This window comes from Caballeronia sp. 11_S32, assembly GCF_056930355.1.
Window position 1 is genome coordinate 1405586 of the sequence record NZ_JBXOWH010000003.1, and the last position, 22763, is coordinate 1428348.

Consider the following 22763-nt stretch of genomic DNA (forward strand, 5'->3'; position numbering starts at 1 on the left):
GCTCACTTCAGTTCGTAGAGGCCGGTGTAGATCGCCGAATCGATCTCGTTCAGATGCGTCATGAAACGCGCGACTGCGTTGGTCGTGTTCATGTCGAGCGGCAGGCTCTCCGCCGAAAGCGCATGGATGCGGAAGATATAGCGATGCGGCTTGTCTCCGCGCGGCGGCGCGGCGCCGCCGAAGCCGACCGTGCCGTAGTCGTTGCGCAGTTGCAGCGCGCCTTGCGGCAGCAGACTGCCGTCGGCCTTGCCCGCGTTGCGCGGCAGCGAGCGCGCATCGGGCGGAATGTTGACGACGATCCAGTGCCAGAAGCCGCTGCCCGTGGGCGCGTCGGGATCGTACACGGTGAGCGCGAGGCTGCGCGTTTCGGCGGGCGGATCTTCCCATTGCAGCGCCGGGGAAATGTTCTCGCCCGAGCCGCCGAAGGCTTGCTGGTCGAATTCCTGCGCGTGCGTCATGAAGCCGTTCGCCGGAAACTCGTCGGACCAGATGCGGAAATCAGCCATGAGAGTCGTGCCTCCTTCTTCTTGCGATGTGGATGGATGCGGCACAGCGCATCGCGCCGCGTGGTGTCGCGGTCATGCGAGCGCGTGCAGCAAACGTGCCCGCGCGTTGCGCCGCGAGAAGCCCGAGCGCAGCGGCGGCGAAGCCAATCGAGTGTAGCATCCGCCCCCGATATCCCGCTGGCGCAAAGGTCGCGCTTTGGGCGTGCTCAAGACGCCGATTCGGCCCCGGAAATATGGCGCGATACAATAATGAGATGAATTCAGCCGGCGCGAGCCGAAAGGATGACCATGCCTAACGACCCGCGCCGCGCTGCCGGTCAATTCATGCCGGCGGCCGTGCCGGAGGACGATGCCGACATGTTCGACCTCGCGCCCGTTTCGCTCTGGCTCGAGGACTTCAGCGCCGTGCGCGAGCAGTTCGAGCGCTGGCGCGCGGCGGGCGTCACGGATCTGCGCGCGTTTCTCGCCGAGGATCCGGCGCGCATCGCGGAATGCTCGTCGCGCATTCGCGTCGTGAAGGTCAATCAGCGCACGCTGTCGCTCTTTCATGCGAAGGACGTCGATGATCTCGTGCAGAACCTCGATCGCGTGTTTCGCGACGACATGCTCACCACGCACGTCGACGAACTGGAGCAATTGTGGTCCGGCAAGCCGCGCTTCGTGAGCCAGACGGTCAACTACACGCTCGACGGCAAGCGCCTCGACGTGCTGTTGAAGGCGGTCATCTTGCCGGGGCACGAGGACACGTGGAGCCGCGTGCTCGTCACCATCGAGGACATCACCGAACTCGAAGCGATGCGGCGCGCGGCCGCCGCGAGCGAGCTTTACGCGCGCGGCTTGTTCGAGCATTCGCCGGTGTCGCTGTGGGTGGAAGATTTCAGTGCCGTGAAGGCGCTGCTCGACGATGTGCGCGAGCGCGGCATCGTCGACTTTCGCACGTTCACGAACGTGCATCCGGAGTTCGTCGAACGATGCATGCAGGAGATTCACGTGCTCGACGTGAATCAGCACACGTTGCGCATGTTCGCCGCACCCGACAAGGCGACGCTCCTCTCGCGCCTGCCCGACGTGTTCCGCGACGACATGCAGCAGCACTTCCAGGAACAGCTGATCGAACTGTGGGACGGCAAGCTCTTTCATCAGCGCGAAGTGCTCAACTATTCGCTCGAAGGCAACGAGGTGCACGTGCATCTGCAGTTCTCGGTGTTTCCGGGGCACGAGGCGCGCTGGGATCTCGTGCTCGTCGCGCTGACGGACATCACCGCGCGCAAGAAAGCCGAGGCGTATCTTGAGTTCCTCGGCAAACATGATGTGCTGACGAAGCTGAAGAACCGCTCGTTTTACATCGACGAGATCAATCGCCTGGAGCGCAAGGGTCCGTTCCCGGTGACGGCGATCGCGGTGGACGTGAATGGCCTGAAAGCCGTCAACGATCAGCTCGGCCACGCCGCTGGCGATGCGCTCCTGCGCCGCGCGGGCGAAGTGCTCGGCAAGGCGGTGGAGAAGCCGTTCCAGGCGGCGCGCATCGGCGGCGACGAGTTCATGGTGCTGCTGCCCGGCACCGACGAGCGCGGCGGCGAGACGGTGATCGACAGCATTCGCCAGTTGCTCGAAGTGAACAACCAGTTCTACTCGGGCATGCCGCTATGCTTCGCGATGGGCGCGGCCACCGCGCACGAAGGCGAGCGCCTCGAACCGATGCTGCAACGCGCCGACGCCGCGATGTACGCCGAGAAGCGCGCGCACTACGACGGCAAGAACGAGTGACTACTTCGGCTGCGTGACTTCGTCGATGCCGCGGTTGAGCGCGGGGCATGCCTCGCCGATCTCCTTCTGATACTCCGCGGGATTGCTCGTCTTCAGCTTCTCGAAGCGGTCCACGGCGGGCTGCGCCTGCGCGAGTCCGAGCTTCCATTCGCCGTCGAAATCCGGGGCGTCGGGATAGCTCGTGCGGACGGCTTCCTTGAAGCGCGCGACTTTCGCGGCATCGATATGACAGACGTCCGCCGCGCCGCGCGCGATGTTCGCGCTCGTCATCACGCCTTCGGCGGCCATCTGCTGCTTCGGTGACGGATGGCCCGGAGGCGGGGCGGTCTGCGCGGTCGCGCAATGGCAGCATGCCGCGAGAAACGAGGCGGCGAGAAGGTTAGAACGCTTCATGCGGATAGGAATTTCGAGTTGTATGCGGGGTTAAAAAATTATAGGTGAAGCCCTCTGTATCGAACGCCTGTTATGGCAAAGATGCGTCGATAGCGCGTGCTAGAATCGATTTTCAACGCCGTTCTCAGACAGAAAAATGAAAAAAGGAAGCAAGGCCGCCAGTGCTGCGCCCTCGTCGACCACAGCAGAAGGGCGGCGCAAGTACGATCCTGAGGAGACCAAGCGGAACATTCTGGACATCGCCACGCAGGAGTTCTCGGCGATGGGCCTGGCCGGCGCGCGCGTCGACGCTATCGCGGAGCGCACCAACACCACGAAGCGCATGCTGTACTACTACTTTGGCAGCAAGGAAGGGCTGTACGAAGCGGTATTGGAGCAGGTCTATGGCGATATCCGCGCGCTCGAGCAGGAATTGCAGCTCGCGGAGATGGAGCCGGAAGAAGCGCTGCGCGAGTTCGTCGGCTTCACGTTCGACTATCACGACAAACATCGCGATTTCGTGCGGCTCGTGACAATCGAAAACATTCACGCTGCGAAGTACATCGAACAATCGAAGACCTTCAAGGCGCGCAATTCGACGGTCGTGAAGACCATCGAGGATCTCATCGCGCGCGGTGTCGCGGCGGGCAAGTTCCGCGACGACATCGATCCCATCGATCTCCATCTGATGATCAGCTCGTTCTGCTTTCATCGCGTCGCGAACCGTCATACGTGGGGCGCGGCGTTCGGGCGCGATCCGTCGGGAGCGCGTTCGCGCGCGCGTCATCGCGAGATGATCGTCGATGCGATGCTGCGTTTCATGCGGCGCGACGCATGATCTTTTCATCGCGCGAATGACAAAACGGCGACGCTCTCACGAGGTCGCCGTTTTTCATTGCCGTCGATGAATCAGCGTTCCAGCAGGCTCTGGAAGTGCGCGAACATGCGCGCCGCATCCGGCTCGCGCCCGGTGAAGATGCGCAGCGCATCGACCGCCTGACACACGGCCATGCCGCCGCCGCTCACAGTGCGGCAGCCGAGCGCCTTCGCCGCTTTCAGCAGTTCCGTTTCGAGCGGGAAGTAGACGATTTCCGCGACCCACAATTCCTTGTGCAGATAGTCCGCCGGCAGCGGCAGGCCGGGCAGCTTCGCCATGCCGGTCGGCGTCGCGTGGATGAGGCCGCTCGCCGCCGCGAGCGTCTCGCGCAAGTCGCCGCCGCTTTTCACGGTGCGATCCGGAAAGCGCGCCGCGAGCTCGGCGGCCAGCGACGCGGCACGCGTATCGTCGGAATCGAACAGCGTGAGCGCGCGCGCTCCCATCGTGAGCGCCGCATGCGCGACGGCCGCGCCCGCGCCGCCCGCGCCGAGCTGCACGACGCGTTCGAGCGGCGCGCCGGGCAGCCCGCGCTGGAATGCGCGCGCGAAGCCCGACCAGTCCGTGTTGTAGCCGATGCGCTTGCCGTCCTTCAGCACCACGGTGTTGACGGCGCCGAGCGCGCGGGCGTCGGGGTCGAGGTCATCGAGCAACGGGATCACGCTTTGCTTGCACGGATACGTGATGTTCAGGCCGTCGTAGCCCATGCGCTCGGCCGCGTCGAGCAGATCGGGCAGGGCGGACGGCGCAAGTTCCAGCGCCTGCAGGTCGATGCGCCGATACACGTAATTCAGCCCGAGATTGCTGCCTTCCTTTTCGTGCATGGCGGGCGTGAGCGAGCCGCCGATGCCCGATCCGATCAGGCCGATGAGATACGAAGTCTTGTTGGTCATGCGAGCGCTCCGGCATGGATGAGCACTGCATGCTGCAGTGCGAAATTGAGTACGTCGCAGTGTGAACCCACGCGCGAGCCTTGTCGGTTCGTGTTTTCACTAATTTGTACGGTCTAGTTAGTTTGTTATTATCTCGCAGAATGACATGGATTGCGCGCCGCGGTTTTTCCGTCCCGGTGTGGACGGCCTACACTGGAAGGCATCGCGTTCGATCCATCCCGCATTCACTGAATTGCAACGAGGAGGCAGCGATGCTGCGTTCAATCCGGACATCCATCGCGACGGTATCCATCAGCGGCACGCTTCCCGAGAAGCTGCAGGCCATCAAGGCGGCCGGTTTCGACGGCGTCGAGATCTTCGAGAACGATCTCGTTTATTTCGACGGCACGCCCGCCGACGTGCGCCGCATGTGCGCCGACCTCGGCCTCGAGATCTACCTGTTCCAGCCGTTCCGCGATTTCGACGGCGTGAGCGCCGAGCGTCTCGCCAGAAACGTCGAGCGCGCGAAGCGCAAGTTCGAGCTGATGCACGAGCTCGGCACGGACCGCATTCTCGTGTGCAGCAACGTGTCGCCGGACACCATCCGCGACGACGCCCTGATCACCGACCAGCTCGGCGTGCTCGCGAACATCGCGCAGGAAGCGGGCGTGATCGTCGCGTACGAAGCGCTCGCGTGGGGCCGCTACGTGAATTCGTACAAGCACGCGTGGAAGCTCGTCGACGCGGTGAATCATCCGAGCCTGGGCCTCGCGCTCGACACGTTCCATACGCTGTCGATTCGCGATTCCGTCGACGAGATCGCGTCGATTCCGGGCGAGCGCATTGCGTTCGTGCAGATTGCCGACGCGCCGTTGCTCGCGATGGACGTGCTCGAATGGAGCCGTCATTACCGCTGCTTTCCGGGGCAGGGCGCGTTCGATGTCGCGGGTTTCACGGCGCGCGTGCTCGAAGCGGGCTACAAGGGCCCGCTGTCGCTCGAAATCTTCAACGACGGCTTTCGCGCCGCCCCGACCACGATCACGGCGGCGGACGGCTATCGTTCGCTGCGTTTCCTCGAAGAGCAGACGCGTGAGCTAATGGGCGACAAGGCGCCGCCCGAACTCTTCAACCCGCCGGCGCCGCCCGAGCACATCGGCTTCCAGTTCCTCGAATTCGCCGTCGACGACACCACGCGCGAGCACGTCGCGCAATGGCTCGGCAGGCTCGGCTTCCGGCTCGCGGGCAGGCATCGCTCGAAGGATGTCGCGCTGTATCGGCATGGCGCGGGCTCGATCGTGCTCAACGCCGAAGCCGATTCCTTTGCCAGCGCGTTCTTTCAGAAGCATGGCTTGTCGCTGTGCGCGTCGGCGTTTCATGTCGACGATGCGAAGCAGGCGTTCGAGCGCGCCGCGGCGTATGGCTCGAAGCCGTTCTCGGGGCGTGTCGGCCCGAACGAGCGCGTGGTGCCGGGTGTGCAGTCGCCCGACGGCAGCCTCGACTATTTCGTCGACGAAGCGCCCGGCGCCCCGACGCTGTGGGAATCCGATTTCATCCTGACCGACATCGACGGGCCGTACGAGGTCGGGCCGCTTTCGCGCATCGATCACGTGTGCCTTTCGCTGCCCGCCGATGCGCTCGACACCTGGGTGCTGTTCTTCCGCAGCGCGTTCGGCTTCGAAACGGAGGCCGCCGTGCTCGTGCCCGATCCGTACGGTCTCGTGCGCAGCCGCGCCGTGAGAAGCCGCGACGGCTCGGTGCGCATCGCGCTGAACGCGTCGATGGACCGTTACACGGCGGTGTCGGAATCGCTGTCGACGTATCGCGGCTCGGGGTTGAATCACGTCGCGTTCAGCACGCCCGATATCTTCGATGCGATCCCGCGCCTCGAAGCCGATGGCGTGAAGTTCCTGCGCATTCCGCGCAACTACTACGACGATCTCGTCGCGCGCTTCGGCCTGCCCGACGAACTCATCGACACGATGCACGAGCACAACATTCTCTACGATCGCGACGAGCGCGGCGGCGAGTTCTTCCACGCGTACACGGAGCAACTCGATCAGCGCTTCTTCCTGGAGGTGATCGAGCGGCGCGGCGGCTACGACGGCTACGGCGCGGCCAACGCGGCGGTGCGGCTCGCGGCGCACGCGCAACAGCAGCAGCGCGCGCGTCGGGCGGCGTGAGATTGGCCGGGACGTGGCCTAGAATTCAGACATGGCGGCAACGAAAAGCGGGAGGGCGCCATGTGGGATTTTTCGAGCATATTCGTCGGGCTCGCGTGCCTCGCGACGATCGTCATCGTGCTGCTCGCGCAGGATTGGCGCGATGAGCATCGCAAGCGCGTGGCGGCGCGCGGCCATGCGCAGCGTCATCCGCTACGCGAATGGTGGCTGCGGCATCGGCATTGAAGCTTGCCCGAATGCTTCAGGGCGCCTCGCCGCCCGCTGCGGCGATGGGTGCGTCGTCATCGGCGGCGCGGTTATCGGCTTCGAACGCGTCGATATGCAGATAGAGCCGATGCACGGTCTGGATCTGCGTGTGCGTGAGATGTGACTGGCGCGTGATGGCTGCGAGCCGCTCGCGCCAGTACGAAGGCGGCAGCAATGGACCGCCAAGATCGCACGACAACGAACGACGCAGCACCCGTTCTAGGTGCGTCAAGTCCTGGTCCGCCAGCAACGCCGAGAACGCGCCCTGCGGCTTGATATCGGGGAAATGGTCCATTACTCCGATGGCGGCGGGGCTCGGCGAAACTTGATAGGTACAAACCCTGCTTTTCGTTGTTTCCCGAAAGCCCGAGTTTCTTCGCGCGGAAGCCGATGCAACCGATAGCGTTTGCTATACTCTGCGCTCGCTCGCCGACGCATCGGCGAGGCGCGGTCCGCTCCCCGTAGTTCAATGGATAGAACGAGTGCCTCCTAAGCGCTAGATGCAGGTTCGATTCCTGCCGGGGGGACCAGGATTCCCGCACGCCGCCCATCGCGGCCCGTCTGTTTCATTTCCCGTCCCGCCTCTCTCCCACACGGCCAGCATTGAACCGCAAGCCGTTTCCCGCCGATAATGCGACCACTTAAGACTCGCCGTCACGGCCCACGCGCCCATGACCGAAATCCAGTCCGCGGTGTTCGTCTTCATTCTCCTGCTCGCCAGCACGGGCCTCGGCGCGATCGTGCGGCCGCTTCTGCCCGAGGAGCACAAGGCGCAGGAAACGGTGCAACTGGTCCAGTTGCTCGTCGGCATGCTCGTGACATTCGCGGCGCTCGTGCTCGGTCTTCTGACCGCATCGGCGAAAACGAGCTTCGATACCACCAATAGCGACGTGCGCAGCTACGCGACCGCGCTCATCGAGCTCGACCGCGCGATGCGCGACTACGGCGCCGAGCTCGATCCCGCGCGCGCGCTCCTGCGCTCCTACACGGCGGCGGCGATCGCGAGCACGTGGCCGCACGAGCCGCGTCCGCCCGGCGATTACTATCCGAACGTCGAGCCGTCGAGGGGAAAGGGCGACAACCTCGCGAGCAGCAAGCTCGGCGCGATCCTGAACCAGGGCCAGCACGCCGTGCGTATGCTCGATCCGCGCGACGACTATCACCACGAACTCGCCAAAGAAAGCGCCGCGCGCTTCGAGCAGCTCATCGCGCTGCGCTGGAAGCTGATCGAGGAGGCGCACGGGTCGATCTCTTATCCGTTCGACCGGATTCTCGTCGGATGGCTGCTCATCATCTTTCTGTGCTTCGGGCTGATCGCGCCGCGCAACGCGCTCTCGCTCGTGACGATCATGCTCGGCGCGCTGTCGATCGCCTCGGCCGTGCTCGTGATCCTCGATCTCGATACGCCGTTCACCGGCCCGATCATGATAGGCAGCCAGCCCATGCGCGACGCGCTCGCGTATCAGAGCCGCTGATGGGCTACGACGATCCGCGCCTCGTCGCGCTTTACGACACGCTCAATCCCTTCGCCGCCGACACGGCGTTCTATCTCGCGCTGGCGCAATCGGCGCGGCATGTCGTCGATCTCGGCTGCGGCACGGGCCTCTTCGCGTGCGAACTGGCGAAGCGCGGCCAGCGCGTGACGGGCATCGACCCGTCGGCGACGATGCTGCGCGTCGCGCGCTCGCGTCCGTATGGCCAGGAGGTGACGTGGATCGAAGGCGATGCGAGCGCGCTGCCGTTCGTCGGCGCGGCGGATCTGCTCGTGATGACGGGACACGTCGCGCAGGTCTTCATCGACGATGCATGGCTGCTCGCGACGCTCACGGCCGCGCGCCGCGCGGTGCGGCCAGGCGGCGCAATCGCGTTCGAAAGCCGCAATCCGGCGGCGCGCGCGTGGGAGAACTGGACGCCCGAGCGTTCGGCAAGACGCATCGAAGCGGCGAACGGTAGGACGGTCGACGTGTGGCAGGAGCGGCATGCCGAGCCCGATCCGCTCGCAACCGGGCGCGTCACGTTCACGACGCACTATCGCTTCATGCCGAAGCACGGGACTGACATCGCCGAAGAAACGCTGAGCACCCGGAGCGAGCTGCGCTTTCGCACGCGGGACGAGCTGACCCGCCTGCTGATGGAAGCGGGTTTCGCGCAGATCGACTGGTACGGAGACTGGGATCGCGCGCCGGTGGATGAAACGAGCCGCGAGCTGATCGCGGTGGCGCGCTGAAACCCGAAGCTGAAGCTGAAGCCGCAGCCAAAGCCGCAGCCTAAGCCGCCGCGCGGACGCGGCAGCGCAAATCAGAACTCGACGACGACGAAATCGGCCTTGCCCACGTCGCACAGCGGGCAGCGCCAGTCGGCGGGGATGTCGTCGAAACGGGTGCCGGCGGCGATGCCTTCGTCCGGCAGGCCTTCTTCCTCGTTGTAGATCCAGCCGCAAATCAGACAGACCCAGCTTTTGTATTCGATGACTTCGCTCACGACAGACTCTTGATTCGAAAGGAGTAAACGGGCCGCGTGCGCCTTTCGGGACGCGCGGCGCGGCGACCCGGCATCTTACAGGAATCGGCGCGAGCGTTCCCTGATCGCCCCGCGGAGCGCGACGCCGTGCCGCATTGCGTGATCCGCAGGATCGTACGGATACGCCGTTGCGAAAGCCCGGTGTATGCTTTTTGGGCCTCCGGCGCCGACTTCGCGCCATCGACCGGTTTCACAACATGGAGAGAACGATGAACAAAAAGCTCTTGGGCGCGATGCTGACTGGCGCGATCCTGCTCACGCAATACGCCGGCGCGGCGCATGCGCAGGCGCGCGTCTATTTCATCGAGCCGAAGGACGGCGCGACGGTGACGAGCCCCGTGCACGTGAAATTCGGCGTCGACGGGATGTCAGTGGCGCCGGCGGGCACGATGACCGATGGCACCGGCCATCATCATCTGCTGATCGATGGCAAGCCGCTACCGAAGGGCACGGTGATTCCGGCGAACGACACGTCGCTGCACTTCGGCAAGGGCCAGACCGAAGCCGACGTGAAGCTGCCGCCCGGCGATCACACGCTGACGATGCAGTTCGGCGACGGCGCGCACCGCTCCTACGGGCCGGACATGGCGCAGACGATCAAGGTGCACGTCAAGTAACGGCGCATCGGACGCAGGACCGGGCCGCCGAGGATTCGCTCCGGGCGGCCTTTTTGCTTGCATTTTGCTTGTATTTTGCTTGTACGGGGACGGACGCCGCCGCGCGCGCTGTCTTGTCCGTTCGGCCGATGCGGCGTGCCACTCGCGCCGCGCCCGGTACAATGGCCGCTTTCATCGGTTGTCGTGTTCGTCGCCGATTCAATCGCTATTCATCCGGTTTTCCCATGTCGCTTTATTCCATTTCGGACGCGCAGCTCGCGTTCGGCCACGTCGCATTGCTCGACCACGCCGACTTCTCGCTCGAAGCGGGCGAGCGTGTCGGGCTGATCGGCCGCAACGGCGCGGGCAAGTCGTCGCTCCTGAAGATCGTCGCGGGTCTCGCCGCGCCCGATGACGGCCTCGTCACGCGCCAGAGCGAGCTCACCACCGTCTATGTGCCGCAGGAGCCCGAGTTCGATCTCGACGCCTCCGTGTTCGATGTCGTCGCTTCCGGTCTCACCGATGCGCGCGCGCTGCTCGACGAATACGATGCCGTCGCGCACGCGCTCGCGGACACGCCCGAAGGCGCGAAGCACGACGAGCTGCTCGCGCGCATGAACGCGCTGCAATCGGCGCTCGATACGCGCGATGCGTGGAACTGGCGCACGCGCGTCGCGACGACGCTCGCGCAAATCGGCCTCGACGGCGACGCGCGCACCGGCGCGTTGTCGGGCGGCATGAAGAAGCGCGTCGCACTGGCGCGCGCGCTCGTCGTGCAGCCGGACGTGCTGCTGCTCGACGAGCCGACCAACCATCTCGACTTCGAAGGCATCCGCTGGCTGGAAGATCTGCTCGTCACGTTGCGCTCCGGCCTGCTCTTCATCACGCACGATCGCGCGTTCCTCGATCGCGTGGCGACGCGCATCGTCGAACTGGACCGCGGGCGTCTGCTGTCGTATCCGGGTAACTTCAGCGCGTATCAGACGAGAAAGGCGCAGCAACTCGAAGTCGAAAAGATCGAACAGGAGAAGTTCGACAAGCTGCTCGCGCAAGAGGAAGTGTGGATCCGCAAGGGCGTCGAGGCGCGGCGCACGCGCAGCGTCGGGCGTATCGCGCGGCTCGTCGAAATGCGCAAGGAGCGCGAGGAACGCCGCAACGTGCAGGGCAACGTGAAGCTCGATGTCGGCCAGGGCGAGAAGTCCGGCAAGATCGTCGCGGAGCTCACCGATGTGACCAAGCGCTACGGCGAGCGCACCATCGTCGACCGCTTCACGGCCACTGTCATGCGTGGCGACAAGATCGGTTTCGTCGGCCCGAACGGCGCGGGCAAGACCACGCTGCTCAAGCTGATTCTCGGCGAACTGCAGCCCGATGAAGGGCGCGTGCGCACCGGCACCAACATCCAGGCCGCGTATTTCGATCAGATGCGCGCGCAGCTCGATCTCGACAAGTCGCTCGCGGACACCATCAGCCCCGGCAGCGAATGGGTGGAAGTGAACGGCGTGAAGAAGCACGTGATGAGCTATCTCGGCGACTTCCTGTTCGCGCCGGAGCGCGCGCGCTCGCCGGTGCGATCGCTGTCGGGCGGCGAGCGCAACCGCCTGCTGCTCGCGCGTCTCTTCGCGCGTCCCGCGAACGTGCTCGTGCTCGACGAGCCGACCAACGATCTCGACATTCCCACGCTCGAACTGCTCGAGGAACTGCTCGCGGATTACGACGGCACCGTGTTGCTCGTGAGCCACGACCGCGCGTTCCTCGACAACGTGGTGACCTCGGTGTTCGCGGCGGAGGGCGGCGGAAAGTGGCGCGAGTATGTCGGCGGCTTCTCCGACTGGCAGATTCAGCGCGAACGTTCGGAGCGCATCGCGGAGGAAGCGGCGCGCCAGAGCGCGAAGGAAACGCCTAAGGAAGAGGCGCCGAAGGAAAGCGCCGCCGGGCGCAACGCGCAGCGCACCGTCAAGCTGTCCTTCAAGGAGCAGCGCGAGCTGGAGGCGCTGCCGGGGCGCATCGCCGAGCTCGAAGAAGAGCAGAAGACCATCGGCGCGCAGCTCGAAGACGGTTCCATCTTCGCGAAGGATGCGAAGGAAGGCGCGCGTCTTTCGGAGCGCCACGCGGCGATCGAAGAGGAATTGCTCGTCGCGCTCGAGCGCTGGGAAGAGCTGGAAGCGAAGCGCAAGTGAGCGCTATTGCGGGCCGCGCGCGTGTCGATTGCGTGAACGCGAATCATGCATGAGCGGCCTCGCATGAAGCGAGTTTTAACGCGCCGAGGTGGGCGCGGCGAGCGAAAACCGCTATTCTCCTAGCGCGGCTCGGATCGGCGGGCGGTTTTCCGCCTCGCTCATCAGGCATCCGGCCAGGCATATTCATCAAGCATTCGCCGGCCTATCGGGCGTTGCGTTGTGGCATTCCCCGCGAGCGCGCCCGAGAGCCGGATCAACGTTCAACTATGTCCACGAAAAAATCCAGCGCAATGGCGACAGGAACGGAACGAGGCAAACGCCTTGTCATGAACGCCAAGGCAGCCGGCTACAGCGAAGCATCGATCAAGGTGCTCAAGGGCCTGGAGCCGGTCAAGCAGCGGCCCGGCATGTACACGCGGACCGAGAATCCGCTGCACATCATTCAGGAAGTGATCGACAACGCCTCCGACGAAGCCCTCGGCGGCTACGGCAGGCAGATCACGGTCACGCTGCACAATGACAACTCCGTGTCCGTCGAGGACGATGGCCGCGGCATTCCGTTCGGCCTGCATCCGGAAGAAGGCGTGCCGGTCGTCGAAATCGTGTTCACGCGGCTGCACGCGGGCGGCAAGTTCGATAAAGCCGCGGGCGGCGCCTATACGTTTTCGGGCGGTCTGCACGGCGTCGGCGTGTCGGTGACGAACGCGCTCGCGACGCGTCTCGAAGTGACCGTCTGGCGCGACAACAAGGTCGCGCAGCTCGCGTTCTCCAATGGCGATGTCGTCGAGCAACTCACGACGCGTTCACCCGAACGCGGCGAGAAGAAGAGCGGCACGCGCGTGCGCGCATGGCCTAACCCGAAGTACTTCGATTCCGCGAATCTGCCGCTCGGCGAATTGCAGCGGCTCCTGCGCTCGAAGGCCGTGCTGCTGCCGGGCGTCGAAGTGGTGCTCGTCATCGAGAAGACGGGCGAGCGTCAGACATGGAAGTACGAAGACGGCCTGCGCGGTTATCTGCTCGAAGGCATGGGCGGCAGCGAACTGCTGATTCCCCTGTTCGAAGGCGAGCGCTACGCCGAAAGCTCGAAGAACACCGAGGAAACGTTCGCGGAAGGCGAGGGCGCATCGTGGGTCGTCGCGTGGAGCGAGGAAGGCACGCTCCTGCGTGAATCCTATGTGAACCTCATCCCGACGCCCGCGGGCGGCACGCACGAATCCGGCCTGCGCGACGGTCTCTTCCAGGCGGTGAAGAACTTCGTCGAGATTCATAATCTGCAGCCGAAGGGCGTGAAGCTGCTCGCGGAAGACGTGTTCGCGCGTGTTTCCTTCGTGCTGTCGGCGAAGGTGCTCGATCCGCAGTTCCAGGGGCAGATCAAGGAACGTCTCAACAGCCGGGATGCCGTGAAGCTCGTGTCGTCGTTCTCGCGGCCCGCGCTCGAGTTGTGGCTGAATCAGCATGTCGAGTACGGCAAGAAGCTCGCGGAACTCGTGATCCGTCAGGCGCAGGCGCGCACGCGCGCCGGCCAGAAGATCGAGAAGAAAAAGAGTTCGGGCGTGGCCGTGCTGCCGGGCAAGCTCACCGATTGCGAATCCACGGATATCGCGCGCAACGAGCTCTTTCTCGTCGAGGGCGACTCGGCGGGCGGCTCCGCGAAGATGGGCCGCGACAAGGAGTTCCAGGCCATCCTTCCGTTGCGCGGCAAGGTGCTGAACACGTGGGAAACCGAGCGCGACCGGCTTTTCGCGAACAACGAAGTGCATGACATCGCGGTGGCGATCGGCGTCGATCCGCATGGTCCCGACGACCAGATCGATCTGTCGAACCTGCGCTACGGAAAGATCTGCATTCTTTCCGATGCAGACGTCGACGGCGCGCACATCCAGGTCTTGCTGCTCACGCTCTTTTTCAAGCACTTCCCGCAACTGATCGAACGCGGCCATGTGTGCGTCGCGCGTCCGCCGCTCTTTCGCGTCGATGCCCCCGCGCGCGGCAAGAAGCCCGCGCAGAAGCTCTATGCGCTCGACGAAGGCGAGCTCGAAGCGATCCTCGACAAGCTGCGCAAGGACGGCGTGCGCGAAACCGCGTGGACCATCAGCCGCTTCAAGGGTCTCGGCGAAATGAGCGCGGAACAGCTCTGGGACACGACGATGAACCCCGATACGCGCCGCCTTCTGCCGGTGAGTCTCGGCGATCTCGGCTTCGATCTCACGGTGTCGCGCATGACGATGCTGATGGGCAAGGGCGAAGCGGCATCGCGCCGAAGCTGGCTCGAAGAGAAGGGCAACGAAGTCGAAGCGGACATTTGAGCTCGACTTAAGCAACGCACAACGGATATTCGATGGGAATCACAGACGATCTCTTCGCCGAACAGACCGCACCGGACGGCGAACAACTCACGCTCGGCGATTACGCCGAACGCGCTTATCTCGACTACGCGGTGAGCGTGGTGAAGGGCCGCGCGCTGCCCGATGTCTGCGACGGTCAAAAGCCCGTGCAGCGCCGCATTCTCTACGCGATGAGCGAGATGGGCCTCGCATCCAACGCGAAGCCGGTGAAGTCGGCGCGCGTGGTCGGCGACGTGCTGGGCAAATATCACCCGCACGGCGATCAATCGGCATACGACGCGCTCGTGCGTCTCGCGCAGGATTTTTCGATGCGCTATCCGCTCATCGACGGTCAGGGCAACTTCGGCTCGCGCGACGGCGACGGTGCCGCGGCCATGCGCTATACCGAGGCGCGCCTCACGCCGATCGCGCGCTTGCTGCTCGACGAAATCGATCAGGGCACGGTCGATTTCATGCCGAACTACGACGGCTCGTTCGAAGAGCCGAAGCTCTTGCCCGCGCGCTTGCCGTTCCTGTTGCTGAATGGCGCGTCGGGCATCGCGGTGGGTCTCGCGACGGAAATTCCGTCGCACAATCTGCGCGAAGTCGCGACGGCCGCCGTCGCGATGATCCGCGATCCGAAGATCGGCCACGCCGGTCTGATGGAAAAGCTGCCCGGGCCGGACTTCCCTGGCGGCGGCCAGATCATCTCGTCGCCCGCGGAAATCTCGGCGGCGTACGAGACCGGCCGCGGCAGCCTGAAGGTGCGCGCGCGCTGGAAGATCGAGGATCTCGCGCGCGGACAGTGGCAGGCTGTCATCACGGAATTGCCACCGGGCGTGTCGAGCCAGAAAGTGCTCGAGGAAATCGAGGAACTCACCAACCCGAAGATCAAGCTCGGCAAGAAGACGCTCACGCCCGAGCAGGTCCAGACCAAGCAGACGCTGCTCGGCCTGCTCGACGCCGTGCGCGACGAGTCCGGCAAGGACGCGCCCGTGCGTCTCGTGTTCGAGCCGAAGTCGAGCCGCATCGATCAGACCGAGTTCGTCAATTCGCTGCTCGCGCATACGAGCCTCGAGTCGAACGCGACGATCAACCTCGTGATGATCGGCGCGGACGGACGTCCGCGTCAGAAGGGCATCGTCGAAATCCTGCACGAGTGGGTCGGCTTCCGCTTCGTGACGGTCACGCGCCGCACGCAGCATCGCCTCGGCAAGGTGAACGACCGCATCCATATTCTCGAAGGGCGAATGATCGTCTTCCTGAATATCGATGAAGTCATTCGCATCATTCGCGAGTCCGAGGAGCCGAAGCAGGCGCTGATCGCGCGCTTCAAACTCTCCGACCGGCAGGCGGAGGACATCCTCGAAATCCGTCTGCGTCAGCTGGCGCGGCTGGAGGCGATCAAGATCGAGCAGGAGCTGTCCGAGCTGCGCGACGAAAAGACGAAGCTCGAAGAGCTGCTCAACAGCGATGCCGCGATGAAGCGTCTGCTCATCAAGGAAATCGAAGCCGATGCGAAGCAGTTCGGCGACGATCGCCGCACGCTGATTCAGCAGGCCACGCGCGCGACGTTCGAGGCGCGTGTTGTCGACGAGCCCGTGACGGTCGTCGTGTCGCAGAAGGGCTGGGTGCGCGCGCTGAAGGGCCATGGGCTCGATCCGGCGGGCTTCACGTTCAAGCAGGGCGACGGGCTCTACGCGGCGTTCCAGGCGCGAACGCCGGATTCGCTCGTCGCGTGGGGCAGCAAGGGGCGCGTGTATTCGGTGCCGGTGTCGGCGCTGCCGGGCGGGCGCGGCGATGGCGTGCCGGTGACGTCGCTGATCGAGCTCGAATCGGGCACGCATCTGCTGCATTACTTCGCGGCGAATGCCGAGCAGCAACTGCTGCTTGCATCGAGCAATGGTTTCGGGTTCATCGCGAAGCTGGGCGATCTCATCAGCCGCCAGAAGGCCGGCAAGGCGTTCATGACGATCGACGAAGGTTGCGCGCCGCTCGCACCGATGCCTGTCGTTCCCGGCGCGACCTATGTTGCGTGTCTGTCGAACACGGGGCGTCTGCTCGTGTTCGGCATGGACGAGATGAAGACGCTGTCGGGCGGCGGACGCGGCGTCATTCTGATGGGCCTCGATTCGAAGGAGACGCTGCGCCAGGCGCTCGCCATCGATGCGCGCGGTGTCGTGATGATCGGCACCGGGCGTGGCGGAAAGGTGAAGGATGAGAAGCTCGCGGGTTCGCAGTTGCAACTGCATCTGGGCAAGCGCGCGAGGAAGGGGCGTGCGCCGGATTCGTCGTTGAAGGTGACGGATTTGCGGCCGGTGTTCGAGGAGTGACGTCTAGGCGGAATCACTGATGCCCGCCTGTAATCTGAAAAGCCCGCTTCGTGCGGGCTTTTTTTCGTCCTTCGATTTTCGTCTCCAGATTCAGAGATTAATCATTTCACCGCGTGCCCTTAGCGGACAAGCTTTCGACCGGAGGCGGAAGACAAGCAAACTGCCAATATTCCCAAATAGGTATAATCTGAATTGAATCATGGAAGAACGGGAAGTCAAGCCGTTGCGCTGGGTGGGTTCCGCAAAGCGAGACCTGAAAGCAATGCCCGCGGACGTGCAGGACACGTTCGGTTTTGCGCTGCATCAGGCGCAGTCTGGCAGGAAGCACGAGCAGGCGAAGCCGTTGAAGGGTTTCGGATCCGCGGGCGTGCTCGAGGTGGTGGAATCGACACATGAAGGCACTTATCGTGCGGTCTATACGGTGAGGCTCGAGTGTGCCGTGTATGTATTGCACTGTTTCCAAAAGAAGTCGGTGTCTGGAATCGCCACGCCGAAACCGGATATGGATATGATCCGTGCGCGACTGAAAGCGGCGCAAACTCATGCGGCAGGAGAGGGCAATGATTGAAATCGAAGAAGGCAGCGGCAACGTATACGCCGATCTTGCGATTCCCAACGCCGACGAAATGCGCGTCAAGGCGCAACTCGCCGGCAAGATCGGTGAAATCATCAAGGCTCGGCGCTGGACCCAACAGAGGGCGGCCGACGTTCTGGGCATCAGTCAGCCGAAGCTTTCGCAACTGCTGCGGGGCCAGTTTCGTGGAGTGAGCGAAGCGAAGATGCTCGAGTTGCTCGCGCGCCTTGGTCGCAACGTGCAGATTGTCGTGGGTCCGCCGCGGCGCTCGGCCAAGCCGGGACGCGTGGAAGTGGTTTTTGCGGCATAGCGGCTTTCAGCCGGACAGTTCATATCGCCGTGTTTCATCCGCGCATTAAGAGATCGCATCTGCCCGATCTTTAGGGAGGCGAATAATCCGATTCCTTGAGAAGCCTTTGCGGCCGCGTTGGCGTCTGCACTAAAACGCCCGACTGCCGTCGGTATATAGCGGCCAACAAAATCCGCAAAATCGGGAACTCCTTACCCGTCGCGCATTCCTAGTCATGTGCTCGCCGGCACTCGACAACTCAGATCTCCCCGGAATCCCCAATGAACAAAGCCATCGAAGCGGCGCTCTTTCTGCATCTGCTCGGCGTAGCCGTTTGGATAGGCGGCATGGTCTTCGCGCATTTCTGCCTGCGTCCCGCGCTCGGCGATCTCACGCCGCAACTGCGTCTGCCGCTTTGGGAGTCGGTTTTCGCGCGCTTCTTCAACTGGGTGGCGGGCGCGGTGCTCGTGATCCTGCTCACCGGCGGCTTCCTGCTGATGCAGTTCGGCGGCGGTCACGCCGCCTGGCCGCTGCACGCGATGGCCGGGCTCGGCATCGTGATGATGCTGATCTTCGGGCATATCCGCTTCGCGGTGTTTCCGCGCATCCGCCGCGCGGTGCAGGCGCAGAACTGGCCCGACGGGGCGAGAGCGGTGGGAACCGTGCGACGCCTCGTCGTGATCAATCTCGTGCTCGGCGTGGTGACGATCGGCACGGCGGTTCTGTCACGCGGGCTCTGAACGTCTGAATCACCCGCCGCGCTCATCGGTGAGCGCGGTGCTCGACTCCTGACCGGCGTCCTTGCGCGATCGCGGCGACTGCCCGCGCGGCCATCCGCACACACCGAAGCGATCGAGCAGCGCCTGCACGCCGTCCGCCGGCACGGGCCGCGAAAACAGGAAACCTTGCGCTTCCACAGGCCCGAGCGCGGCCAGCCACGAAATCTGCTCCTCCCGCTCCGTGCCTTCCACGACGACCGTCAGCCCCAGTGAGCGCGCCAGATTGACGATCGCGGACACCATCACGCACACGCTGCGGTCCTCGGGAATCGCCTGGATGAACGAGCGATCCACCTTGAGCGTATCGACCGAAAAGCGGTTGAGATACGACAGCGACGAATACCCCGTGCCGAAGTCATCGAGCGCGATGCGCACGCCCAGCCGCTTCAGCGCGATGATCTTCTCCTGCACGAGCTCCGGATATTCGACCATCACCGTTTCGGTGATTTCGAGCTCGAGCTTGTCGGGCGGAATGCCGCTTGCCTCGATCGCGCGCGCGACCGTCTCCAGCAAGTCGCCGCGCCAGAACTGCACGGCCGAGATGTTCACCGCGAGCGACAGGCCCGTATAGCCGTCGCGCTGCCACTGCGCGAGCTCCATGCACGCGGTATGAATCACGAAATCGCCGACCGCAACGATCAGCCCGGTGGATTCCGCCACCGGAATGAATTCGTTCGCTGGAATGAGCCCGTGCTGCGGATGATTCCAGCGCACGAGCGCCTCGAAGCCGGTGATGCAGCGGCGCGTCAGATCGATCTTCGGCTGATACACGAGGAAAAGCTGCCGCTCGGTGAGCGCGACGCGCAGTTGCTGCTCCCACTTCATCAGATGATCCGCGCGATGCGACAACTGCGGCGAATAGAACTGATAGCAGTTCCGGCCCGCGTCCTTCGCGCTGTACATCGCGAGGTCGGCCTTCTTCAGCAGGTCGATCTCGCTTTCGTTCGAGACCGAGAAGAGCGCAATGCCGATGCTCGCGTGCAGCACGAACGCGCTGCCGCGCACGTCGAAGGGCGTGGCGAACATCGTCGAGATGTCGTTGGCGAGCGTGACGGCGCGCTGCTCGACATCGTCGCCCTTCACCACGACAACGAACTCATCGCCGCCGATACGCGAGAGCGTGCCGCTTTGCCCGACCGTCTCCGCAAGCCGCGAGGCCGTCATCTGCAGAACGATGTCGCCGGCGTTGTGACCGAGCGTGTCGTTCACCGTCTTGAAATTGTCGAGGTCGATGAAAAGCAGCGCGAGCCGTCCGATATTCTCCGGTTGCGCCACGTCGTGCCTGAGCGCGCGCAGCGTCGAGTAGCGGTTGCGCAGGCCGGTGAGCAGGTCGTACTCGACGAGATGCGTCATCTCGCGCTCGCGTCCGAGCAGCTTGCCGATCAGACCCGTTGCCACCGCGAAAAAGCCGAGCATGGCGAGCGAGATGAACACCGCCATCAGCAGATAAACATTGCGCGTGTGGTTGTAATCGGTCATCTCCTCGCGTTCGGAGAGGCCGACGAGCACGCCGAGCGGATAGCCGTCGATATGCCGGTACGACACGATGCGCTTCACGTGATCGATCGGATCGACATAGATGCCCGACGCGTGGTCCGTCGTCGGATACACGCCGCTCGCGCTGAACTCCCCGTGCGCGTGCTCGGCAGTCGGATTGCGCGCGCTGCCTCTTGCGACCGCATTGGCCGCGGCATTCTCGGCGAGGCTGCCGCCCGTGCTGCGCGCGAGCACGGCGCCGTTGTCGGACACGACGGCGATCACGCCTTCATGACCGATCGACGCGACGTTGTAGAAGTCGCTCGTGAAATAGGCCGGATTCTCCGACACGACCACGACGCCCGCGAACGAGCCGTCCGGATGATTGAGCCGCCGCGTGATCTGCAGCGTCCAGAGCCCCGATACGCGCCCGCGCACGGGGCGGCTGATGTAGAGCAGGTCGTCGTTGGAGTGCGCGTGGACCTTGTAGTGCTCGCGATCGGACAGGTCGATGGGTTTCGGATGCGGGTCCGACGTATTCGCGACGAGCGTGCCGTATTCGTCGATCAGCGACACTTGCACGAGCGTGTCGCTCTGCACGACGCCTTTTTCGACGGTCGCGATCAGATCGAAATTCTCGGGCGACTTCTCGTACTCGTATTTGACGAAGCGCGTGATCTGGTCGACCTGATGAATTGCCTTGATGGTGTGCTGCTCTAGCGCCGACGAGAGAATGGCGGCGGAGGCCATCGATTCATGCGTCGTCGCCTCGCGCTCGACGGAGAGCCGCGCGAAGATCACCGCCCACAAGAGCGCGAGCACGAAGGTGCCGAGAACGGGAATGGCCAGCAACGCGCGCCGGCGCCGCGCCGACGGCGCGCCGAGAACGGTGTCGGCGAAGGCCTGCGAGCGGGAATGCTTCATGGCGCGTTCCCGCGCACTGGATCGCGTAGCGCGTGACGTGCTGCGAACTGCGCGAATTGGATGAAGCGATGCATGTCGTGAGGCGTTCGGCCGAAACGAGTGAATATACCGTGCGAGGCGCGCAGCGGACGGTCGGGGGATAGTCTGTCCGGGGTTCGATCCACGGCCCGGTCCAGATTCCGATCCACGTCCCGATCGACGTCAACAGGCAGCGCAACGGCCGTTCCACGAGCCGATTCGTGCGGCAGCGCCCGAACTCCGCCATGAGCGAGACGACGAGCATTCGGTGTCGTTAAAGGCATACGTTTGCGCTGCGGTGCAAGCGATTCACCTTCACGACGCCCTGGCCGTCTGCCGAAGTGAACCGCGTTGCTATCTGATCCCCGATTGTTCAGATATTAGCGAAGCCGCCGAGATTAAGAAAGGGGCCGCGCTTGGGGGTATACGCGCGGCGGGCGGACGCGCGTAGGTCATTGTTTCAGAGGCAGAATGTGCCGTCGATCACGGTTACCGACGAGCCGCCGATCCAGATCGGAGCGCCGCTCGTTTCGTCGTCGTAGGCGATGCTCACGCGGCCGTCGCGTCCGAGCGCCGTGCCTTGCCGCACGGTGAAGGCGTTGCCCGGCCGCCGGCCTTGCGCGCTCAGCAATGTCGCCAGCGCCGCGTTCGCGCTGCCCGTGACCGGATCCTCGATATTCTCCGCGCCGAGCAGCGTCACGCGCAACTCGAAGGTCGCGGGCCCGCCCGGTTCGTGCGGTCCATAGACGGCGATGCCGTGCGTGCGCACTTCCGCGACGAGCGCTTCGAGCGCCTCGCGCGCGCGGCCCTGCAGCGACATCGTGAGACATTGCGCCGCGTCCTGCACGCGCACGACGAGCCACGGCGCGCCGTTGTTCACGGCGGCGGGCGGCGCGCTGAAATCGATTACGGCCGGCCCGAGAGCGGCGGCGAGGCGCGCGTTCTGCGCGTCGGTCAGCGGCACGATGCTTGCTAGCGGCGCGGCGAACGCCCACTCGCCGTTCTCGCGCTCGGCGAGCGTCACCAGCCCGACGCCGCATTCCTGCACGAGCCGGCCCGGCGTCTTCGGCGTGTAGCCGCTGTCGATGAGCGCGTGCGCGCTGCCGAGCGTCGGATGACCGGCGAAGGGCAGCTCGACCGCCGTCGTGAAAATGCGCACGCGATAGTCGGCGCGCGGATCGGTTGGCGGCATGAGAAACGCCGTCTCCGACAGATTGGTCCAGCGCGCGATCGCCTGCATGCGCTCCGTCGAGAGCCCTTCGGCGTCGAAGATCACCGCGAGCGGATTGCCCTTGAACGGAACTGGCGTGAATACATCGACCTGCTTGAACTGAACCGTGCGCGAAGACATGAGTTTTTTTTCTCGTTTTCAAGATAAAAAAAGCCCGACGCGCGCAACGCGTCGGGCTTCACTTTCAGGCGGCAAGGACGCGCGTTACGCCACTTCCGCGATCAGCTCGATTTCGACGCACGCGCCGAGCGGAATCTGCGCGACGCCGAACGCCGAGCGCGCATGTTTGCCCGCATCGCCGAAGACTTCCGCGATGAGCTCGGACGCGCCGTTCGTGACGATGTGCTGCTCGGTGAACTCGAGCGTCGAGTTCACGAGGCTCATCACCTTGACGATGCGCTTCACGCGGTTCAGATCGCCGACGTGCGCGTGCAGCGTCGCGATCAGGTCGATAGCGACGCTGCGCGCCGCGGCCTTGCCTTCTTCCGTCGAGATGTTGGCGCCGAGCTTGCCGACATGCACCTTGCCGTCCTTCTTCGCGATGTGTCCCGAGAGATACACGGTGTTGCCGCTCTGCGCGCTCATTACATAAGCGGCGGCGGGTGCGCCCGCGGCGGGCAGGTCGATGCCGAGTTCCTTCAGCTTGTCGTAGACATTGGATGCCATCGGTTGCTCCTGAAAAAGATGCGAAAGAGGCGCTGA

The 22763-nt window shown here is 64.3% G+C and carries 21 protein-coding genes and 1 tRNA gene; 14 read left to right on the forward strand and 8 right to left on the reverse strand.

Annotated features, from left to right (window positions below; all coding sequences use genetic code 11):
- Nucleotides 1–2 precede the first annotated feature (2 nt).
- Complete coding sequence (locus AC1Z32_RS18150; RefSeq protein WP_483479923.1) at nt 3–506, reverse strand: YbhB/YbcL family Raf kinase inhibitor-like protein; 504 nt, start codon at nt 504–506, stop codon at nt 3–5.
- 288 nt (nt 507–794) lie between these two features.
- On the opposite strand from AC1Z32_RS18150, the gene AC1Z32_RS18155 reads away from it, so the two are divergent.
- On the forward strand, nt 795–2273 hold the full coding sequence (locus tag AC1Z32_RS18155; RefSeq protein ID WP_483479924.1) for a sensor domain-containing diguanylate cyclase: 1479 nt from the start codon (nt 795–797) through the stop codon (nt 2271–2273).
- On the opposite strand, the gene AC1Z32_RS18160 is transcribed toward AC1Z32_RS18155, so the two are convergent.
- Nucleotides 2274–2666 (reverse strand): hypothetical protein, encoded by a 393-nt coding sequence (locus AC1Z32_RS18160; RefSeq protein ID WP_483479925.1) that lies wholly within the window; start codon nt 2664–2666, stop codon nt 2274–2276.
- 136 nt (nt 2667–2802) lie between these two features.
- Here AC1Z32_RS18160 and AC1Z32_RS18165 point away from each other — a divergent pair, with 136 nt between their 5' ends.
- Nucleotides 2803–3483: a TetR/AcrR family transcriptional regulator gene (locus AC1Z32_RS18165; protein ID WP_062602710.1), complete on the forward strand. Its 681-nt coding sequence runs from the start codon at nt 2803–2805 to the stop codon at nt 3481–3483.
- Between the two features lie 71 nt (nt 3484–3554).
- Here AC1Z32_RS18165 and AC1Z32_RS18170 read toward each other — a convergent pair whose 3' ends face one another.
- Nucleotides 3555–4412: a shikimate dehydrogenase gene (locus tag AC1Z32_RS18170; protein ID WP_483479926.1), complete on the reverse strand. Its 858-nt coding sequence runs from the start codon at nt 4410–4412 to the stop codon at nt 3555–3557.
- 263 nt (nt 4413–4675) lie between these two features.
- Here AC1Z32_RS18170 and AC1Z32_RS18175 point away from each other — a divergent pair, with 263 nt between their 5' ends.
- The gene (locus AC1Z32_RS18175) at nt 4676–6571 is read left to right on the forward strand and encodes a bifunctional sugar phosphate isomerase/epimerase/4-hydroxyphenylpyruvate dioxygenase family protein (protein ID WP_483481671.1); all 1896 of its coding nucleotides are present in this window, start codon (nt 4676–4678) and stop codon (nt 6569–6571) included.
- A gap of 60 nt (nt 6572–6631) precedes the next feature.
- Nucleotides 6632–6796, forward strand: coding sequence for a hypothetical protein (locus tag AC1Z32_RS18180; RefSeq protein WP_157697408.1), 165 nt, complete (start codon nt 6632–6634; stop codon nt 6794–6796).
- Nucleotides 6797–6812: 16 nt separating this feature from the next.
- On the opposite strand, the gene AC1Z32_RS18185 is transcribed toward AC1Z32_RS18180, so the two are convergent.
- A complete protein-coding gene (locus tag AC1Z32_RS18185) occupies nt 6813–7112 on the reverse strand; it encodes a hypothetical protein (protein WP_483479927.1) in 300 nt (99 codons plus the stop codon).
- A 160-nt stretch (nt 7113–7272) separates the two neighbouring features.
- Between AC1Z32_RS18185 and AC1Z32_RS18190 the strand changes: the two genes are divergently transcribed.
- The 3 genes from AC1Z32_RS18190 (at nt 7273) to AC1Z32_RS18200 (ending at nt 9044) form a co-directional block, all read left to right on the forward strand.
- Nucleotides 7273–7347, forward strand: a tRNA-Arg gene (locus tag AC1Z32_RS18190).
- 141 nt (nt 7348–7488) lie between these two features.
- Entirely contained in the window at nt 7489–8292 is an 804-nt protein-coding gene (locus AC1Z32_RS18195; protein ID WP_483479928.1) for a bestrophin-like domain, read from the forward strand.
- Nucleotides 8292–9044 carry a class I SAM-dependent methyltransferase gene (locus AC1Z32_RS18200; RefSeq protein ID WP_483479929.1) on the forward strand — a complete coding sequence of 251 codons (753 nt, stop codon included), beginning with the start codon at nt 8292–8294 and terminating at the stop codon, nt 9042–9044. Before AC1Z32_RS18195 ends, AC1Z32_RS18200 begins: the two co-directional genes overlap by 1 nt.
- A gap of 71 nt (nt 9045–9115) precedes the next feature.
- Here AC1Z32_RS18200 and AC1Z32_RS18205 read toward each other — a convergent pair whose 3' ends face one another.
- Nucleotides 9116–9298 carry a rubredoxin gene (locus AC1Z32_RS18205; protein WP_041730228.1) on the reverse strand — a complete coding sequence of 61 codons (183 nt, stop codon included), beginning with the start codon at nt 9296–9298 and terminating at the stop codon, nt 9116–9118.
- A gap of 248 nt (nt 9299–9546) precedes the next feature.
- On the opposite strand from AC1Z32_RS18205, the gene AC1Z32_RS18210 reads away from it, so the two are divergent.
- From AC1Z32_RS18210 to AC1Z32_RS18240, 7 genes are all read left to right on the forward strand, one after another.
- On the forward strand, nt 9547–9954 hold the full coding sequence (locus tag AC1Z32_RS18210) for a DUF4399 domain-containing protein (RefSeq protein ID WP_483479930.1): 408 nt from the start codon (nt 9547–9549) through the stop codon (nt 9952–9954).
- Between the two features lie 224 nt (nt 9955–10178).
- Nucleotides 10179–12113, forward strand: coding sequence for an ATP-binding cassette domain-containing protein (locus AC1Z32_RS18215; protein WP_483479931.1), 1935 nt, complete (start codon nt 10179–10181; stop codon nt 12111–12113).
- A gap of 326 nt (nt 12114–12439) precedes the next feature.
- A complete protein-coding gene (locus AC1Z32_RS18220) occupies nt 12440–14419 on the forward strand; it encodes a DNA topoisomerase IV subunit B (protein WP_483479932.1) in 1980 nt (659 codons plus the stop codon).
- A 32-nt stretch (nt 14420–14451) separates the two neighbouring features.
- Entirely contained in the window at nt 14452–16770 is a 2319-nt protein-coding gene (parC, locus tag AC1Z32_RS18225) for a DNA topoisomerase IV subunit A (RefSeq protein WP_483479933.1), read from the forward strand.
- Between the two features lie 199 nt (nt 16771–16969).
- The gene (locus AC1Z32_RS18230; protein ID WP_483479934.1) at nt 16970–17338 is read left to right on the forward strand and encodes a type II toxin-antitoxin system RelE/ParE family toxin; all 369 of its coding nucleotides are present in this window, start codon (nt 16970–16972) and stop codon (nt 17336–17338) included.
- The gene (locus AC1Z32_RS18235; RefSeq protein ID WP_483479935.1) at nt 17331–17654 is read left to right on the forward strand and encodes a helix-turn-helix domain-containing protein; all 324 of its coding nucleotides are present in this window, start codon (nt 17331–17333) and stop codon (nt 17652–17654) included. Before AC1Z32_RS18230 ends, AC1Z32_RS18235 begins: the two co-directional genes overlap by 8 nt.
- A gap of 260 nt (nt 17655–17914) precedes the next feature.
- The gene (locus AC1Z32_RS18240; protein ID WP_062602733.1) at nt 17915–18373 is read left to right on the forward strand and encodes a CopD family protein; all 459 of its coding nucleotides are present in this window, start codon (nt 17915–17917) and stop codon (nt 18371–18373) included.
- Between the two features lie 9 nt (nt 18374–18382).
- Here the strand turns inward: AC1Z32_RS18240 and AC1Z32_RS18245 are convergent, their stop codons facing one another.
- From AC1Z32_RS18245 to AC1Z32_RS18255, 3 genes are all read right to left on the reverse strand, one after another.
- Nucleotides 18383–20812 (reverse strand): bifunctional diguanylate cyclase/phosphodiesterase, encoded by a 2430-nt coding sequence (locus AC1Z32_RS18245; protein ID WP_483479936.1) that lies wholly within the window; start codon nt 20810–20812, stop codon nt 18383–18385.
- 478 nt (nt 20813–21290) lie between these two features.
- Nucleotides 21291–22181, reverse strand: coding sequence for a PhzF family phenazine biosynthesis protein (locus AC1Z32_RS18250; protein WP_483479937.1), 891 nt, complete (start codon nt 22179–22181; stop codon nt 21291–21293).
- A gap of 84 nt (nt 22182–22265) precedes the next feature.
- Nucleotides 22266–22727: a RidA family protein gene (locus AC1Z32_RS18255; RefSeq protein ID WP_483479938.1), complete on the reverse strand. Its 462-nt coding sequence runs from the start codon at nt 22725–22727 to the stop codon at nt 22266–22268.
- Between the last annotated feature and the right edge of the window lie 36 nt (nt 22728–22763).

Bases quoted from the DNA above. Each gene is read 5' to 3' on its own strand.
- AC1Z32_RS18150 (WP_483479923.1), bottom strand. From the start codon at position 506: ATGGCTGATTTCCGCATCTGGTCCGACGAGTTTCCGGCGAACGGCTTC.
- AC1Z32_RS18155 (WP_483479924.1), top strand. From the start codon at position 795: ATGCCTAACGACCCGCGCCGCGCTGCCGGTCAATTCATGCCGGCGGCC.
- AC1Z32_RS18160 (WP_483479925.1), bottom strand. From the start codon at position 2,666: ATGAAGCGTTCTAACCTTCTCGCCGCCTCGTTTCTCGCGGCATGCTGC.
- AC1Z32_RS18165 (WP_062602710.1), top strand. From the start codon at position 2,803: ATGAAAAAAGGAAGCAAGGCCGCCAGTGCTGCGCCCTCGTCGACCACA.
- AC1Z32_RS18170 (WP_483479926.1), bottom strand. From the start codon at position 4,412: ATGACCAACAAGACTTCGTATCTCATCGGCCTGATCGGATCGGGCATC.
- AC1Z32_RS18180 (WP_157697408.1), top strand. From the start codon at position 6,632: ATGTGGGATTTTTCGAGCATATTCGTCGGGCTCGCGTGCCTCGCGACG.
- AC1Z32_RS18185 (WP_483479927.1), bottom strand. From the start codon at position 7,112: ATGGACCATTTCCCCGATATCAAGCCGCAGGGCGCGTTCTCGGCGTTG.
- AC1Z32_RS18195 (WP_483479928.1), top strand. From the start codon at position 7,489: ATGACCGAAATCCAGTCCGCGGTGTTCGTCTTCATTCTCCTGCTCGCC.
- AC1Z32_RS18200 (WP_483479929.1), top strand. From the start codon at position 8,292: ATGGGCTACGACGATCCGCGCCTCGTCGCGCTTTACGACACGCTCAAT.
- AC1Z32_RS18210 (WP_483479930.1), top strand. From the start codon at position 9,547: ATGAACAAAAAGCTCTTGGGCGCGATGCTGACTGGCGCGATCCTGCTC.
- AC1Z32_RS18215 (WP_483479931.1), top strand. From the start codon at position 10,179: ATGTCGCTTTATTCCATTTCGGACGCGCAGCTCGCGTTCGGCCACGTC.
- AC1Z32_RS18220 (WP_483479932.1), top strand. From the start codon at position 12,440: ATGAACGCCAAGGCAGCCGGCTACAGCGAAGCATCGATCAAGGTGCTC.
- parC (WP_483479933.1), top strand. From the start codon at position 14,452: ATGGGAATCACAGACGATCTCTTCGCCGAACAGACCGCACCGGACGGC.
- AC1Z32_RS18230 (WP_483479934.1), top strand. From the start codon at position 16,970: ATGGAAGAACGGGAAGTCAAGCCGTTGCGCTGGGTGGGTTCCGCAAAG.
- AC1Z32_RS18235 (WP_483479935.1), top strand. From the start codon at position 17,331: ATGATTGAAATCGAAGAAGGCAGCGGCAACGTATACGCCGATCTTGCG.
- AC1Z32_RS18240 (WP_062602733.1), top strand. From the start codon at position 17,915: ATGAACAAAGCCATCGAAGCGGCGCTCTTTCTGCATCTGCTCGGCGTA.
- AC1Z32_RS18245 (WP_483479936.1), bottom strand. From the start codon at position 20,812: ATGAAGCATTCCCGCTCGCAGGCCTTCGCCGACACCGTTCTCGGCGCG.
- AC1Z32_RS18250 (WP_483479937.1), bottom strand. From the start codon at position 22,181: ATGTCTTCGCGCACGGTTCAGTTCAAGCAGGTCGATGTATTCACGCCA.
- AC1Z32_RS18255 (WP_483479938.1), bottom strand. From the start codon at position 22,727: ATGGCATCCAATGTCTACGACAAGCTGAAGGAACTCGGCATCGACCTG.